Consider the following 16,411-nt stretch of genomic DNA (forward strand, 5'->3'; position numbering starts at 1 on the left):
GAGGATGCAGGAGCAAGCAGAAGGCCCCGTCAATTCGGGGTTGATCGCCATGATCGTGGCCGTGGCCACGATCGGCGGCTTTATGTTCGGTTATGATTCAGGCGTGATCAACGGCACGCAAAAAGGGCTGGAGGCCGCCTTTGACCTCGGCAAGGTCGGCATCGGCATCAATGTCGGGGCGATCCTCGTTGGCTCATCGGTTGGCGCATTTGGCGCGGGGCGACTGGCGGACCGGATCGGGCGGCGCGGGGTGATGAAACTGGCCGCCGTGCTGTTTTTGATCAGCGCGCTGATTGCCGGGGCGGCGGGCTCGTCGCTGGTGTTCATTCTGGCGCGTATCATCGGCGGCCTTGGCGTGGGCGCGGCCAGCGTCATTTCGCCGGTCTACATTTCCGAGGTCGTGCCCGCCCATGTGCGCGGCCGCCTTTCCAGCGTGCAGCAGGTGATGATCATCACCGGCCTGACCGGGGCCTTCGTCGTCAACTATATCCTTGCACAGGTGGCGGGCGATTCCACCGCGATCCTGTGGGCGGATCAGCCCGCGTGGCGCTGGATGTTCTGGCTTCAGGCGCTGCCTGCGGCGATCTATTTCGTCGCGCTGATGTTTATCCCGGAAAGCCCGCGCTATCTTGTCGCGCGCGGTGACGAAGCGGGTGCGCAGGCCGTGCTGACCCGCCTGTTCGACGGCGATGTGGCGCGCCGCATGGTGGGCGAAATTCGCGCCAGCCTGGCCGCCGACCATCATCGCCCGCGCCTGTCCGACCTGATCGACAAGGCCACCGGGCGCATCCGTCCTATCGTGTGGACGGGCATCGGTCTGGCCGTGTTCCAGCAACTCGTGGGCATCAACGTTGTGTTCTATTACGGCGCGACCCTGTGGCAGGCGGTAGGTTTTTCCGAAAGCTATTCCTTGCAGATCAACATTCTGTCGGGCGTTGTTTCGATTGCGGGTTGCCTTGCCGCGCTGATGCTGGTCGATCGGGTGGGGCGCAAGCCGCTGCTGCTGGTCGGCTCGGCGGGCATGGCGGTGACGCTGGGCGTGGTGGCCTGGGCCTTTTCCACCGCCATTCACGGCGCCGATGGTTCGGTCAGCCTGCCGGGGCATAATGGCGTGATCGCGCTGCTGGCGGCCAATGCCTATGTCGTGTTTTTCAACATGAGCTGGGGCCCGATCATGTGGGTCATGCTGGGCGAAATGTTCCCCAACCAGATCCGGGGCTCGGGGCTGGCGGTGTCGGGCTTTGCGCAGTGGATCGCCAATGCGGCCATCTCGGTCAGCTTCCCTGCGCTGGTCGTTTCGCCGGGGCTGGCGATTGCCTATACCGGCTATGCGCTGGCGGCGGCGGTGTCCTTCTTCTTTGTCCGCGCCATGGTGCGCGAAACCAAGGGCGTCAGTCTGGAGCAGATGGAAGGCTGAACGAAAAACGGGGGCTTGGCGGCCCCCGTTTCTTTATGTTTCAATGTGTCTATCGGCCTTACCAATTCCACATGGTGCCATCTTCGAGCCTTGCGACGGGGAGGTAGGCTGGCTTGTAAGGATACTTGGCGGCGAGGGCCTCGTCGATATCGACGCCGTGGCCGGGCGTGTCGCCGACATAGAGCATGCCCTTGTCGAAGGTGTAATCGTGGGGGAAAACCTCGTCGGTTTCGGGCGTGTGGCGCATGTATTCCTGAATGCCGAAATTGGGCACCCAGGTGTCGAAATGCAGCGCGGTGCCCATGGTCACGGGCGAAAGGTCGGTGGCGCCGTGGCAACCGGTGCGGACCTGATACATGCTGGCCAGATCAGCGATGCGGCGCAGATGGGTGATGCCGCCGGCGCCCACGATGGTCGCGCGGATATAGTCGATGAGCTGGTTCTGGATCAGGTCCTTGGCGTCCCAGATCGTGTTGAAAATCTCGCCCACGGCCAGCGGCGTCGTGGTGTGCTGACGGATCAGCTTGAAGGCTTCCTGATTTTCCGCAGGCGTCACGTCTTCGAGCCAGAACAGCGAGTAAGGCTCCAAAGCCTTGCCCAGTTGCGCGGCCTCGGTCGGGCTGTAGCGGTGGTGGCCGTCGTGGAGCAGGTGGTGGTCGAAACCATAGGTCTCGCGCAGCTTTTCAAACAGTTTCGGCACGTAATTCAGCGCCTTGCGCGTGTCCCAACCCGTTACAGAGGGCAGCGCCGCATCGGCCGGTTCATAGAACAGCTTGCCCCGGCCCACGCCATAGGCGTCCTTGATGCCCGGCACGCCGGTCTGGGCGCGGATCGCCTTATAGCCCATGTCGATATACTGACCAACCGCATCGACGGTCTCGGCAATGTCGGAGCCATTGGCATGACCATAGACCATCACGCCGTCGCGGCTGCGCCCGCCGAGGAGTTGGTAGAGCGGCATGCCCGCCATCTTGGCCTTGATGTCCCACAGCGCGACGTCCACGGCGGCAATCGCGCGCATCGTGACCGGCCCGCGGCGCCAATACGCCCCGCGATAGAGATATTGCCAGATATCCTCCGAATTGCGCGGGTCCATACCGATAAGGCACGGAATCACATGGTCTTCCAGATAGCTGACAACCGCCTTTTCGCGGCCGTTGAGCGTGGCATCGCCAATGCCGTACACACCCTGATCGGTCTCGATCTTGAGCGTGACAAAGTTGCGACCCGGGCAGGTGACGATAACGCGGGCGGAGGTGATTTTCATGGGTTGGTCCTCACGGGGATCTGTTCCCGAATTGGTCTGCTTGTGCTAGAGAAGACTCTTGACCAATTTGAGTTGGCCTGTCAATTTCTAATTAAGCGGTAAGGCCATTTCGCGGAGATGCCAGATGAGTGATACAAATCCCGCGCAGGAGCGCCTCTATCAGGACCTTGCCCGGCGGTTGATGGATGAACTGATCAGCGGCCGTTATGAAGTGGGCGATCGTCTGCCCGCCGAGCGCGAATTGTCCGCGCAATTCAACGTCTCGCGCCCCACCGTGCGCGAGGCGGTGATCGCGCTGGAGGTGCAGGGGCTGGTCGAGGTGCGCGTGGGTTCGGGCGCCTATGTGCGGCGCCTGCCGGGCAAGGGCGACATTCCCGGCTTCAACATTTCCGCCTTCGAACTGACCGAAGCGCGCCTGTTGTTCGAGGGTGAGGCCGCCGCGCTGGCCGCGACCACGATCACCGAGGAAGGTCTGGCAGAATTGACCGCATTGGTCGAGGAGATCGAGCGCGAGAACAGCAACCCCCACGGCACGGAAAAGGCCGATCGCGCGTTTCACCTCGCCATCGCGCGCGCCACGCGTAACGCCGCCGTGGCCGAGGCGGTCGAGCGGCTATGGTCCTTGCGCGCGGATTCCCCCGAAAGCGCGCTGCTGCACGAAAAGGCCCGCAGCGCCAACATCAAGCCCGTGGTCGAGGAGCACACCGCCGTCCTCGAAGCCCTGCGCGCCCGCGACCCGGCCGCTGCCCGCGCCGCCATGCGCACCCATCTGGCCTCCGTCCTCGACAGCCTCCTCTTCGCCACCGAAGAAAAAGCCATCGCCGAAGCCAGACGCGCATCCCAAGCACGCAGGGACCGATATACCAAAGCTACCAGTTAAACGCGCCAGCCGATCGCCGCGCTGACATCGTCGGCGCATTGCTTGACCTTGTCGGCCAGTTCGGCCGCGATGTCGTCGGTGAGGTAGTGCGCGGCGCTGGCGATGCTGATGGCAACGCAAATGGCGCCCCGCGCATTGCGGACCGGGGCGGCAATCGAGCGCACCCCATCGCCCAATTCGCTGTCATGGCGGACCAGGCCCTCGTCCTTGTAGGCGCGCATGCGGTTCAGGAAATCATCCAGATCGGCCTCCGTCCCGCTGTCAGCATGGGCCTGTTTCCAAAGCTTTTTCCAGCTTGCCTCGCTGTCATCCAGCATCAGTGCCTTGCCAAGGCCTGTCTCGGCGATCGGGCGGCGGTCACCCGGCGCGGTGGCCACGCGCAGGCGCTGGCGCCCGGTTACCCGATCAAGGTGGCGTGACCAATTGCCCTCGCGATTGCCGATGAAAACGCAGAAACCGGTCTGGGTCGAAAGCGCCTCCATCCGGGGGCGGGCGATGCGGACATAGTCGGTCTGCTCGCTGGCCAAGACGCCCAGTTGCAGCAGTTTCGGCCCCAGCGCGAAGCCGTCGGGCGTGACGGCCAGATAGTCGCGCGTACGCAGCGCATGGGCCAGACGATGCGCGGTGGTGCGGTTCATCCCCAATTTGCGCGCCAGATCGACCGCGCGGATCGGCCCGTCGATCACCTCATCCAGAATGTCGAGCGCGCGCATCAGCGTTTGCGCACCTTTTACAGTGTTGCTGTCGGCGCCTTTATCTTCGGGGGCGGTCTCGTTGGTTTCATCGTCGGCCATGGCCTGCTTTTAGATCGTTTTGCCGCGAAAGCAATCAATGTGTGCGCAATGTGAAACGCGGGCGCGGTGTGCGCAAAATGCCACAAAGCGAGAATTTTACAAAAATCCGCTAGAAATCCCGCAATGTGAAATTTAAGTGCAATATATGCGTTGACGCGTCCATATATCGGACTTATCCATGGACCCAACGGGAAGTCGGGCGCTGTGTTCATCGCGCGCCCAGGCAAAGCCCGCAGACGGGATAATGGAGGATACTTTGGGGCAGATTTCAGCAGCACACTTGCGTCTGGCGGCTTCGGGGCTGGCGATCATCGTGGCGGGCATGACGGCGGGACTGGCCACCGGTGCGCAGGCCCAATCCACGACCGCCGCGCCTGCGAAAGGTGATGAGCAGGCGATTGTCGTTACCGGCTTTCGCACCTCGCTGGCCGCCGCGCTGAATGAAAAGCGCGCATCGGCCGCCGCGATCGACACGATCAAGGCCGAGGACGTGGGCAAGTTCCCTGACTCCAACCTTGCCGAATCCATGCAGCGTGTGCCGGGCATCGCGCTGGCTCGCGGCGATGGCGGCGAGGGCAAGAACATCTCGGTGCGCGGCCTCGGGCCGGGCTTTACCCGCGTTCGCCTCAACGGCATGGAGGGCACCGCACAGACCGGTTCGTCCGACATTTACGGTGCGGGCAACACCGGGCGCAGCTTTGACTTCAACGTCTTCCCGACCGAAATCTTTTCCGAACTGGCCGTGCGCAAGACGCCTTCGGCCGATGTCGAGGAGGGCTCGCTGGGCGCGACGGTGGACCTGAAGGCCCCCCATCCGCTTGATTTCAAAAAGAGCTTTGTCGCCACCATTTCGGCCAAGGGCGTGTGGAACGAGGTTAGCAAGAAGCTGGACCCGCGTGTCTCGGTGCTGCTCTCCAAGCAGAACGAGGAAGGCACATTCGGCGTCCTTGCCACCGCCAGTTACAGCCACCGCAACATCCGCGAGGTGGGCTATTCGGCGGTCAACATCCTGCCCACTTATGTCAACGGCGGCTTCTGTTCGCCGCTTGGCTATGCCCCGCAAAACCCGGCCACCAATGCGGCCAAGGGCACGGATGCGGCCAATTGCTCGACCGGCAATCCGCGCACGGGATCGACGGCGGCCTATAGCCTGATCCAGTCGATGACCGGGCCGTCGGGCCAGCCGGGCGGCGGCGTGTTCCTGCCGCGCATCCCGCGCTATCTTAACTCGCGCCAGGATGCCGAGCGGATGGGCGGTTCGCTGGCGCTGCAATGGCGGCCCGATGACAACACCGAAATCGCGTTTGATGCGCTCTTTTCCCGTTTCAAGGTAACGCGTTGGGACAATTACATCGACGCGCTTTCCTTTGCCCGCAACACCAGCAACAACGGGCAGCCGATGGTCTCGGTGGTCGATCTGTCGGTCAAGCCCAATGGCTCGCTGCTCTATGGTCTGTTCAACGGGGTGGACCTGCGCTCGGAAAGCCTGCGCGACAAATTCACCACCACTTTTGGTCAGGCCAATCTGAACATCCACCACAAATTCACCGATCATCTGACCATCGACATCATGGCCGGCTATTCACGCTCAATCTTTGACAATCCCGAGCGTTTGACGGTCAATCTCGATGCGATCGACACGCCGGGCTATGCGATTGATTTCCGCGGCGGCGGTTCAATTCCGGTCATCAAATATGGCATCGACGTGGCGAACCCGGCCAATTTCAATTATGCGCCGGGCCGTGCGGACGGCACGGTGCTGGGCAATTTCAACACGCGCAACTGGAAGGTGACCACCGACAATTATACGTTCGAGGCCAATTCCACCTATGAATTCAACGACGCCTTCAAGATCAAGGGCGGGGCGCAATATCGCCAGAGTGCGTTCAAGAACCGCGTGCTGGGCGTGGCCCCGGCCAATCAGGCGACCACGGCGCTGCCCGCCGGGGCCTCGGTGGCCGATTTCACCTATCAGATCACGGGGCTCAACAATCTGCTGATCCCCGGCGCCCTGCCCAGCTTCCTGGCCACCGATATTGACAAGTGGAAGCAAACGGTCGGCTTCAACAATTTCACCTTCTGCGGCGTGGAATGCGGCAATGGTTCGCCCGAAGTGCGCGAGGAGGAGGCATCAGCCTTCCTGATGGGCCAGTTCAACCTGCCCGATACGCTGCCGATCCCGATCCGGGGCGATGTCGGCGTGCGCTTTGTCAACACTTCGCAGCATACGGTCGGCTATATCCCCACGGCCGCTGCGGCCGGTGCGGCCTATCCCACTGTTGCGGTTCCGGCGATTGTGGATCGCTCCTATTCGGACTGGCTGCCATCGGCCAATCTGGTGCTGGAATTCACGCCGCACCTGCTGGGCCGCCTGTCCGCCGCCAAGGTGATGAGCCGACCGGAACTGGGCGTGTTGCCCTCGGGCGGGTCGGTCAATGCCGTCACGCGCACAGCCACCATCGGCAACCCCTATCTCGACCCCATCCGTGCGAGCACCTATGACGCGGCGCTGGAATGGTATTTCCGCCCCGGCTCGCTGCTTTCGGTCGCCTATTTCCACAAGGATATCAGCACCTATATCCAGTCGGTCAGCAGCCTTGTGCCCTATAACACGCTGGGCCTGCCCAATGCGCTGCTGACCGCGGCGGGTACGCAGCCGACCGATCTGTTCACCGTGACGCGCTCGGTCAACACCAAGGGTGGACCGCTCAATGGGGTCGAGGTCAATCTGCAATTGCCCTTCACCTTCCTGCGCGGCTTTGCGCGGGACTTTGGCTTGCTGGCCAATTACACCCATGTCTCGTCCAAGGTGAATTACGTGCTGCAATCGAGCGGGGGCGTGGCGACGCTTTCGACCACGGCCAATCTGGTCAACATGTCGCCCGATACGGCCAGCGGCACGCTCTATTACGAAAACCGCAAGTTCAGCATTCGCGGTACGATCAACTATCGCGGGCCCTTCATCCGTCAGATCCCCTCGGGCGCCAATGACAGCGACGTATTGGGCAACAGCGCCACGACCTTCGTCGATGCCTCCTTCAGCTATAATCTGATGAAGGACATCAAGTTCACCATCGAAGGCCAAAACCTGACCGACGAGCATAACGTCCTTTATATCGACAGCGGCCGTCAGGATCCTTTGTTCAACACCCGCACCGGCCGCACGATCACCGTGGGCGTCAACGCCAAATTCTGATCCTCCCCACACGCTCCCTCGCGTGGTTCAGGGCCGCCGGACGAGGCATCCGGCGGCCCCTTTTTTCAATTCCCCAGCGGGCGTTGCGAAGTAACCAGCGCGCTGGGCGCAATGGCGACATTTTCCGGGCGGGCCGGATCGAACGGGGTCGACGTCACATGCGGGGCCAGAGCAGGGATCGCGGCGCGTATGCCATCGGCCATGATGCGGGCGCCCATCCAGGCGCCCCATCCGTTGTAATGGGTTTTATCGCGGCCATCATCGTTGAACATGCCGGGCGCGCGATCGGGGCCAAGCGCTTCATAGAGAAGGATGCTGGCGCGGTTGAGGTCGATCAGGGGAATGCGCTCGTTTCCCGCCACTTCGCGCATGACCGCCGGATAATCGCCCAAAGACGGAATGATCCGCCCGCCCGCATCGAAATTGCGCCGCTCCGGGCTGGTCACCAGCACCGGGTTGGCCCCGCGCCGCCGCGCCTCGGCAATATAGGCGTGGAGATAGGCGCGATAGGTGGTGTGGGCCTCGACATAGGTCTGGGGCCATTGCGCCTTTTGGTCATTATGGCCGAACTGGATGAAGAGATAATCGCCCGGCTTGATGAGGCTCAACACCTTGTCCAGCCGCAGGTCGGCGAGGAAGGATTTGAGCGTCGCCCCGCTTTCGGCATAATTGGCCACGGCCACCGTATCATCCACCATCAGCGGCAGGATCTGGCCCCAACTGGCCGTGGGTTCGCGCGGATGGTCGGCCACCATGGAATCGCCGACGAGGAAGATGGTCGGCCCCTGCGCCGGTTCGACGGTGACGGATCGCACGGCGGGCGTGCCGAGGAATTCGAGCGTCAGCCGGTCATCCCAATTGCGCTGCGCCGCCTGATCGGGGCGCAGGCGGACGTGGTCGCCCCCCGGCGCGTTTTCCGGCACCGCGCCCAGGCTGGCATTATGCACATGGACGATAAAGCGCCGCGTCACGCTCTGCCCCCGCGCCGTGGCGGCGTTCAGCACCATCAGGCGGCGGTTCTCGGCCTTGACCGTGGTTTGGCTTTCGCGCGCATCGCTGCCCAGATTGAGCGTGATGCGCCAATTGCCCTCTGTCACAGGCAGGGAGAGGGCGCCATCGCTCTCATAGCCGCCGATGCCGGGCGCATAGGGAGCGCCCGGCGCAATCGCAGTTTCGCCGCCCCGTGCCGGGCCATCAAGGCGCCATACGCGCGCGCTTTGGGCGTGGACGGGTGGGGGCATCATGCAGGCGCCGATTGCGGCCAGAAGCAGGGGTGAACGTACCATGGAACAAACATCTCCCAACCCATCTTGATTTTCGATATGTGAAATCTATTCTCACAATATACGTAACATAAAGGTCAGGGAGAGACCATGATTCGTCGTTCCATCCGCCTGTTGGCATCGGCCGCGCTGATAATGGGCGCGGCGCCCGCGCTTCATGCGCAGGCCCCCGCCGCCCTGCATGGCGAAGCGCCGGGGGCCACCATCGACCCGCGCATCTTCAGCCAGTTTGCCGAACATCTGGGCTATGGCATTTATGGCGGGATCTGGGTCGGGCCGGAATCGAAAATCCCCAATATCAAGGGCTATCGCCGCGATGTGGTCGAGGCGCTGCGGGCGCTGCATGTGCCGCTGGTGCGCTGGCCGGGCGGGTGCTTTGCCGATGAATATCACTGGCGCGACGGGATTGGCCCGCGCGCGAAACGCCCGGTCAAGATCAACACCCATTGGGGCGGCGTGACCGAGCCCAACACATTCGGCACGCATGAATTCATGGACTTTGCCGAACTGATCGGCGCGCAGGCCTATGTCTCGGGCAATGTCGGCAGCGCGCCCGCCGGGGAAATGGAGGAGTGGGTGCAATATATCACCGCACCCGAAGGCACTTTGGCGCAGGAGCGGGCGCGCAATGGGCGCAAAGAGCCGTGGAAACTGCCCTATTTCGGCATTGGCAATGAATTGTGGGGCTGTGGCGGCAATATGCGCGCCGATTATGCCGCCGATGTCACGCGCCGATATGCCACTTTCGTCAAGGTCCCCTTTGGCACCAAAATCCAGAAGATCGCCAGCGGCGCCAATGGCCCCGATTACAACTGGACCGAGGTGATGATGCGCGAGGCGGGCCGGATGATCGATGGCATCGGCCTGCATTATTACACCATCCCCGGGGATTGGAAGAGCAAGGGTTCGGCCACGGATTTCAATGAGGTCGACTATGCCCGCACCATGGCCAAGACGTGGAAGATGGAGGAATTGCTGACCAGACATTCCGCCGTCATGGACAAATATGACCCCGCCAAACGGGTCAATCTGGCGGTGGATGAATGGGGTATCTGGACCGATGTCGAGCCGGGCACCAATCCGGGCTTTCTCTACCAACAGAACTCCTTGCGCGATGCCTTGCTGGCGGGGGTGAACATCAACCTCTTCATCCGCCATGCCGACCGCGTGCGCATGACCAACATTGCCCAGATGGTGAACGTGCTCCAGTCGATGATCCTGACGCGGGACGCGCAGATGGTGCTGACGCCGACCTATCATGTGTTCGACATGTATCGCGGGTTTCAGGACGCAACGGCCCTGCCGCTGGACCTGCCCAAACTCTGGTATGGGCGTGATGAGTGGGTGTCGCCCGCGCTGCACGGTGCGGCGGCGAGGGGGCGCGATGGGGTGGTCCATGTGGCCCTTGTCAACATTGATCCGGGCAAGCCGCAGCATCTGGAAATCGCGATTTCCGGCATCCAGTCCTCCCGCGTTTCGGGCCGCATTCTGACCTCGGAGCGGGTTCAGGATGTGAATGATTTTACCAATGGCGTGCGGGTGCATCCGGCGGCCTTTTCCGGTGCGGTCCTGCGCGATGGGAAATTGGTGGTCGATCTGCCCGCCAAATCGCTGGTGGTGCTGGACCTGCCGTGATCGCGGATCTGCGCGCTTACGCCGATGGGCGGACGCTTGCCCATGGCGCGATCAATGACGCCATCGCCGCCGCGCATCAGCGTGGCGGCGGGGGGGTGGAATTGCCCGCCGGGCGCTTCCTCTGCTTCTCGATCCGCCTGCTTTCCGGTGTCCGGCTGCATCTGGGGCAGGGCGCGGTGATCGAGGCGGCGGACCCGGCGCGCCATGGCGGGGACTATGACCTGCCCGAGGACAATGGGCCGCAACTCTATCAGGATTTCGGCCACAGCCATTGGCGCAACAGCCTGATCTGGGCCATCGGCGCGCAGGATATCGCCATCACCGGCCCGGGCCGGATCGAAGGGCGGGGCCTGACCCGTAACGGCCCCGGCTCGCTCTGGCGCGCGCAGGCGGGCGAAAGGCCGCTTTCCATGGCGGCGATGAGCCAGGCCGATGTCGGTGCGCTGGAGCAGAGCCATGCCGCGATGCGCGGGCTGGGCAACAAGGCGATCGGCCTGCGCGAATGCCGCCATGTCGAACTGTCGGGCTTTACCATCGCTGGCGGCGGGCATTTCGCCGTGCTGGCCACCGGATGCGAAGACATGGCGATCCGCAACCTGTCCATCGACACCGAGCGGGACGGGATTGACCTTGATGGCGTGCGCCGCTGCGTGGTCGAACATTGCCGGGTGAACAGCCCCAACGATGACGCCATCGTGGTGAAAACCAGCCGTGCCCTTGGGCGGCTGGCGCCATCGGAGGATATTGCGATCCGCCATTGCACGGTCTCGGGCTATGACCTTGGCACGATGCTGGATGGCACACGGGGGCGGACTCAGCAATTTGCCCCCGACCGCGACCGGGTGACGGGCCGCATCAAGATCGGCACCGAAACCAACGGCGATATTCGCCGCGTGACCATCGAGGATTGCCATTTCGAACGCAGCCGGGGATTGGCCATCGAATGCGTCGATGGCGCCACGGTTGAGGACATCAGCGCCCATCGCCTGACCATGCGGGAAGTGACCAGCGCGCCGATTTTCCTGCGGCTGGGTGCGCGGCTGCGCGGGCCGGAGGGGACGCGGATCGGGGCGCTGCGCCGGGTGGAGTTCAGCGATATTCGCGCCACCGGGATCGCCCATGAATTCCCTGTGATCATCGCGGGCCTGCCCGGCCATCCCGTGCAGCAGGTGGCTTTGCGCGACATGGACCTGAGTTTCGATGGCGGCGGCACGGCGCAGGACGCCGCCCGCCAGCCTCCGCTGGTGCCCGACGCCTATCCCGAACCCAGCATGTTTGGCGTTTTGCCCGCATGGGCGCTGTGGATGCGCGATGTTCAGGATGTGACCATTGAGCGTTTCTATGCCCGCCATGGCGGGGTTGATGCTCGCCCGCCGGTGGTGGCGGACAAAGTTGATGGCCTGAATCTGCGCGAAATGCCGCTTTGGCGGCCTGTCTGACCCATTTGGGCGATTGACGGCCATCGGGCGCTTGTGTATCACAATAAGCAACAAGTGTGCATAATACGGGATTTGGAGGGGCCGGTGCAGAGGTTCGCATTTCGGATGCAATTGAAACCCGGCATGGTTGATGAATATCGCCGCCGCCATGACGCGATCTGGCCCGAACTGGTCGATTTGCTGCATGATGCGGGGATCAGCGATTATTCGATCTTTCTAGATCCCGACACGCTGGCGCTCTTCGCGGTGCTGCATCTGGCCGATGAGAACCGGCGCGAGAGCCTCCCCGATGAGCCGGTGATGAAGCTGTGGTGGGCCGCGATGGCGCCGCTGATGGAGGTCGAGCCCGACAATCGCCCGCGCGAATGGCCGCTGGTGCCGATGTTTCACATGGCATGATGGGGGTGGCGATGCGTTCTCTTTTACTGGTCGGCGCGGCTCTGATCGCGGTCCCCGCTCTGGCGCAGGAAGCGCGCCCGACGGTCAACCTCAAGGCTCCCGTCAAGACCTTCGGCCGCGTGTCCTTCGATGGCCGCTCGCTGATGATCGACGGCAAACGCACGCCGATCTGGGCCGCCGAATTTCACCCCTATCGCCTGCCCAGTCCCGATCTGTGGCGCGATGTCCTGCAAAAGATCAAGGCCAGCGGGTTCAACACCGTCACCTTCTATTTCGACTGGGGGTATCACAGCCCGAAACAGGGCGAACTGGATTTCACCGGCATCCGCGACATGGAGCGCGCCATCACCATGGCGGGCGAGGAGGGGCTTTACGTCATCACCCGCGTCGGCCCCTATGTGAACGCGGAATTGGCGCGGGGCGGCTTTCCTGGCTGGCTGAACAACCAGCGGGCGCGGGCGCGCACCGATGATCCGGAATATCTGAAGGCGGCTGATGAATGGCTGGCGGCCATCGACGCGATTGTTGCGCGCCATCAGATCAACGGGGCCAATGGTCCTGTCATCCTGCACCAGATCGAAAACGAACTTTCCCAGACCAGCCCGGCCCATCGCCGTTATATGGACCACCTCTATGCCGTGACGCGAGAGCATGGCATCACTGTGCCGATTTTTCACAATGATCCGGGCCGCAGCGGCAATTGGGCGCCCGATGGATCGCCGGTTCCGGGCGTCGTTCACGGCCCGGTCGATATGTACGCCTTCGACGGCTATCCGGGCGGCACCTGCACCGCGCAGGGCAAGGTGTCCCGCGGCAATGGCGCGCCTGATTGGGGCTATTACGGCATTGGCGGGGCCAAGGGCGGCGCGTCGGCTTCGCCCGACACACCGGGTTTCATGGCGGAAATTGGCGGTGGCTGGTTCGATTACTGGGGCTCGGACGGGATCTATGCCTGCAATGCGGGGCAGACCGGGCCGGGCTATGGCCGCCTGTTCTACGGCACCAATTTCGTCAACGGCATCGGGCTGCAAAGCGTCTATATGGGCTATGGCGGCATGTCGTGGGGTTGGCTGCCAGCACCTGTGGTGTTCACCTCCTATGACTATGGCGCGGCGATTGCCGAGGACCGCTCGCTGCGCGAAAAAGCCTTGGCCTTGAAGCCTATCGGCGGCACTCTTGCGGCCTTGCCGGAGATTGCCGCGATGGTCCCGGCGGACAAATTGACGCCCTCCTCGGACGCCATCCGCCTCTATCACAACCGCAGTCCCGAGACGGACGCGCGCCTGATCCTGGCCGCGCATCAGCCGGGGCATTTGACGCAGGACACCAGCTTTACCTTTGCCGCCGATCTGCCCGATGGGCATTATCAGATGCCGCAGATTCGGTTGAACGGCTATGACGCGAAATGGATCGTGGCCGGGGCCAATGTGGCGGGCCAGCGGATCGTTTACACCACCAGCCAGATCCAGACCGCGCGCGATGGCCTGCTCTTGCTGATCGGGCGGAGCGCAGAGGCGGGGCGCACGGTGCTGCGCTACAACGCCAAGCCTGCGGTCAAGGCGCCCGATGGCGTTGGGGTTTCGTGGGATGCATCACGGGGCGATCTGACGCTGAATTACACCCATGGCGCGCTTTCCACGGTAGAGATCAGCGGAGGCGGGCGGCCAGCGCTGACACTCCTGCTGGGCGATGATACGGCGGGTGGGACGTGCTGGGATGCCGATGGCGTGCTGGCTTGCGGACCTGCGCTGCTGCGTCATGCGCGGGCGAAGGGCGGAGCGCTGGCGCTGACCGGCGATACGGTGGCGGCCAGTCCCTTGCGCGTGTGGACCCGGCAATCGCGCATCACATGGAACGGCGCCCCGGTGGCCATGCGGCCTGCGGCGGGCGGATCGCTCGAATCCGTCGCGCCCATTCCCGGTCCGGCCCCGATTGCGCTGCCCGCGCTGAACGACTGGCGCATGGCCGAAGGCACCCCTGAGGCCAACCACGTTTTCGATGACAGCGCATGGCAGGCCATCGACCACCGCGCCGACGCCACGCAAAGCCAAAAGCCCGCAGGCCAGCCCACACTGACCATGGACCCCTATGGTTTCCACGAGGGCGATGTCTGGTATCGCGCCCATTTCGCCGGTTCCGCCGATGCCCAGCGTCTCAGCCTGACCTATGGCGCGGGCGGGGCGGGGATGGTGCAGGTGTTCCTCGATGGTCGCCTGATCGGCCAGCAGGACTTGCCCGCCGCCATGCCGCGCCCGATCACCACGGGCAATATCACGATTCCCATGCCCGAAGCGGCCCGTGCGCCGGGCGATCATGTCCTGTCCGTCATGGTGCGCAACAATGGGCATAACTGGGACCTGACCGCGATGGACGAGCATAAGGAGGGACGGGGCCTGATCGCCGCCTCGCTCGAACCGGTGGTAGGGCCTGCCTTTGCCGTGCCGCTGAACTGGCGGATACAGGGCCGCAGCGGGGGCGAGGATTTTGCCGACCGCGCGCGCGGCACGCCCAACAATGGCGGCCAATATGGCGAGCGGATGGGCTGGCATCTGCCGGGTTTCGACGACCATGCGTGGCGCGCCACCGGAGCCTCTTTGCCGCAAGGGGGGGCAGGGACGAACTGGTATCGCACCCATGTCACGCTCAACGTGCCGCACGAACAGGATGCCACCATCGGCCTTGCCTTTGGCGACACGACCAAGCCGCGTTCGGCGGCGCAATATCGCGTGCTGATCTTCGTCAACGGCTGGAACATGGGGCAATTCATCGCCCATGTCGGGCCGCAGCGGATCTTTCCGCTTCCCCAGGGCATCCTCAACCATCGCGGGGCCAATACCATCGCCCTTGCCGTCACCAGCGACGGCGCACCGGCCAATGCGCCCGAGAATGTGCGCCTTGTCACCATGCAAAATCGCCGCGGCGGGTTGGAGGTGGCGCAGGTTGCCGCCCCGGCCAGCCTCGCGCCAACCCATTGATCCATGGAGAATTGAGTGCCTGAACCGCTTCCTTTACGCGCCGATCTGATCGGGCTGATCCATCGTTTGATGGACAATCTGGTCTCGATCCATGACGAAACCGGCGAATTCCTGCTGCGGCTGGAGGATGGCCGCGTGATCGACACCAAGGGCTGGAACGGCTGGGAATGGACCCATGGCATCGGCCTGTTCGGCATGTGGCGCTATTATCAGCAGACCGGCGATGACAAGGCGCTGACCATCATCCGCCAGTGGTTTGCCGACCAATTGCCGCGCGGCACGACCAAGAACATCAACACCGTCTCGCCCTTCCTCACGCTCTCCTATCTCTATGAGCGCGAGCCGAACGCTGACTGGCTGGTCCAGATTCAGGAATGGGCCGACTGGCTGATGGCGCCCGACGGCCTGCCCAAGACCGAGGAGGGCGGTTTTCAGCACATCGTCTATAATGACGAAAACCCCGGCGAGATGTGGGACGACACGCTGATGATGTCGGTCCTTCCGCTGGCGCGCTTTGGCTTGCTGCTGGATCGCCCCGATTATGTCGAGGAGGCCAAGCGTCAGTTCCTCGTCCATATCAAGTATCTCTTCGACACGAAAACCGGCCTGTGGTTCCATGGCTGGGATTTCAACGGGCGGCATAATTTTGCAGGCGCGCTGTGGGCGCGGGGCAATTGCTGGATCACGATTGCGATCCCTGAAATCATCGAATTGCTGGGCCTGCCCGAAGGCGATGCTTTCCGCACCTTCCTCGTCGATACGCTGGCAGCGCAGGTCAAGACTTTGGCCGCGACGCAGGCGGACAATGGCCTATGGCATACGCTGGTGATGGACCCGACCTCCTACCTTGAGGCCTCGGCCACGGCGGGCTTTGCCTATGGCATCCTCAAAGCCGTGCGCATGGGCCTGCTCGATCCTGCCTATGAGGGAGTGGGCCTGAAGGCTGTGCAGGGCGTTATCGACCATATCAATGCGGATGGCGAACTGACGCAGGTGTCCTTTGGCACGGCGATGGGCGATACGATGCAGTTCTATAAGGATATTGCGCTGACCTCGATGCCCTATGGGCAAAGCCTTGCGATCTGTGCCTTGGCCGAGGCGCTGCATCGGCGGTAAGAGAATGGGG

General features: G+C 63.2%; 11 protein-coding genes. 8 read left to right on the forward strand and 3 right to left on the reverse strand.

Annotated elements, in window-relative coordinates:
- The first annotated feature begins 4 nt into the window (after positions 1-4).
- Positions 5-1,417, forward strand: coding sequence for a sugar porter family MFS transporter (locus PQ467_RS07960; RefSeq protein WP_274175957.1), 1,413 nt, complete (start codon positions 5-7; stop codon positions 1,415-1,417).
- Between the two features lie 58 nt (positions 1,418-1,475).
- Here the strand turns inward: PQ467_RS07960 and manD are convergent, their stop codons facing one another.
- Entirely contained in the window at positions 1,476-2,684 is a 1,209-nt protein-coding gene (manD, locus tag PQ467_RS07965) for a D-mannonate dehydratase ManD (protein ID WP_274175958.1), read from the reverse strand.
- Between the two features lie 124 nt (positions 2,685-2,808).
- Here manD and PQ467_RS07970 point away from each other — a divergent pair, with 124 nt between their 5' ends.
- A complete protein-coding gene (locus PQ467_RS07970) occupies positions 2,809-3,564 on the forward strand; it encodes a FadR/GntR family transcriptional regulator (protein WP_274175959.1) in 756 nt (251 codons plus the stop codon).
- On the opposite strand, the gene PQ467_RS07975 is transcribed toward PQ467_RS07970, so the two are convergent.
- Positions 3,561-4,358, reverse strand: coding sequence for an IclR family transcriptional regulator (locus tag PQ467_RS07975; protein WP_274175960.1), 798 nt, complete (start codon positions 4,356-4,358; stop codon positions 3,561-3,563). The genes PQ467_RS07970 and PQ467_RS07975 overlap by 4 nt on opposite strands.
- A gap of 256 nt (positions 4,359-4,614) precedes the next feature.
- On the opposite strand from PQ467_RS07975, the gene PQ467_RS07980 reads away from it, so the two are divergent.
- Positions 4,615-7,554: a TonB-dependent receptor gene (locus PQ467_RS07980; protein WP_274175961.1), complete on the forward strand. Its 2,940-nt coding sequence runs from the start codon at positions 4,615-4,617 to the stop codon at positions 7,552-7,554.
- A gap of 65 nt (positions 7,555-7,619) precedes the next feature.
- On the opposite strand, the gene PQ467_RS07985 is transcribed toward PQ467_RS07980, so the two are convergent.
- Complete coding sequence (locus PQ467_RS07985) at positions 7,620-8,840, reverse strand: rhamnogalacturonan acetylesterase (RefSeq protein WP_274175962.1); 1,221 nt, start codon at positions 8,838-8,840, stop codon at positions 7,620-7,622.
- Between the two features lie 87 nt (positions 8,841-8,927).
- Between PQ467_RS07985 and PQ467_RS07990 the strand changes: the two genes are divergently transcribed.
- From PQ467_RS07990 to bglB, 5 genes are all read left to right on the forward strand, one after another.
- The gene (locus PQ467_RS07990) at positions 8,928-10,472 is read left to right on the forward strand and encodes an alpha-N-arabinofuranosidase (protein ID WP_443192986.1); all 1,545 of its coding nucleotides are present in this window, start codon (positions 8,928-8,930) and stop codon (positions 10,470-10,472) included.
- Complete coding sequence (locus PQ467_RS07995) at positions 10,469-11,911, forward strand: rhamnogalacturonidase (RefSeq protein ID WP_274175963.1); 1,443 nt, start codon at positions 10,469-10,471, stop codon at positions 11,909-11,911. The genes PQ467_RS07990 and PQ467_RS07995 overlap by 4 nt, the downstream gene beginning before the upstream one ends.
- A gap of 84 nt (positions 11,912-11,995) precedes the next feature.
- On the forward strand, positions 11,996-12,310 hold the full coding sequence (locus PQ467_RS08000) for an L-rhamnose mutarotase (protein ID WP_274175964.1): 315 nt from the start codon (positions 11,996-11,998) through the stop codon (positions 12,308-12,310).
- An 11-nt stretch (positions 12,311-12,321) separates the two neighbouring features.
- Positions 12,322-15,285 carry a beta-galactosidase gene (locus tag PQ467_RS08005; RefSeq protein WP_274175965.1) on the forward strand — a complete coding sequence of 988 codons (2,964 nt, stop codon included), beginning with the start codon at positions 12,322-12,324 and terminating at the stop codon, positions 15,283-15,285.
- A gap of 69 nt (positions 15,286-15,354) precedes the next feature.
- A complete protein-coding gene (bglB, locus tag PQ467_RS08010; RefSeq protein ID WP_337995118.1) occupies positions 15,355-16,401 on the forward strand; it encodes a beta-galactosidase BglB in 1,047 nt (348 codons plus the stop codon).
- Positions 16,402-16,411: the final 10 nt, after the last annotated feature.

Origin of the sequence: Novosphingobium sp. KACC 22771 (assembly GCF_028736195.1) — a bacterium.
GTDB lineage: Bacteria > Pseudomonadota > Alphaproteobacteria > Sphingomonadales > Sphingomonadaceae > Novosphingobium.

Bases quoted from the DNA above. Each gene is read 5' to 3' on its own strand.
- PQ467_RS07970 (WP_274175959.1), top strand. From the start codon at position 2,809: ATGAGTGATACAAATCCCGCGCAGGAGCGCCTCTATCAGGACCTTGCC.
- PQ467_RS07975 (WP_274175960.1), bottom strand. From the start codon at position 4,358: ATGGCCGACGATGAAACCAACGAGACCGCCCCCGAAGATAAAGGCGCC.
- PQ467_RS07990 (WP_443192986.1), top strand. From the start codon at position 8,928: ATGATTCGTCGTTCCATCCGCCTGTTGGCATCGGCCGCGCTGATAATG.
- bglB (WP_337995118.1), top strand. From the start codon at position 15,355: ATGGACAATCTGGTCTCGATCCATGACGAAACCGGCGAATTCCTGCTG.
- manD (WP_274175958.1), bottom strand. From the start codon at position 2,684: ATGAAAATCACCTCCGCCCGCGTTATCGTCACCTGCCCGGGTCGCAAC.
- PQ467_RS07985 (WP_274175962.1), bottom strand. From the start codon at position 8,840: ATGGTACGTTCACCCCTGCTTCTGGCCGCAATCGGCGCCTGCATGATG.
- PQ467_RS07960 (WP_274175957.1), top strand. From the start codon at position 5: ATGCAGGAGCAAGCAGAAGGCCCCGTCAATTCGGGGTTGATCGCCATG.
- PQ467_RS08005 (WP_274175965.1), top strand. From the start codon at position 12,322: ATGCGTTCTCTTTTACTGGTCGGCGCGGCTCTGATCGCGGTCCCCGCT.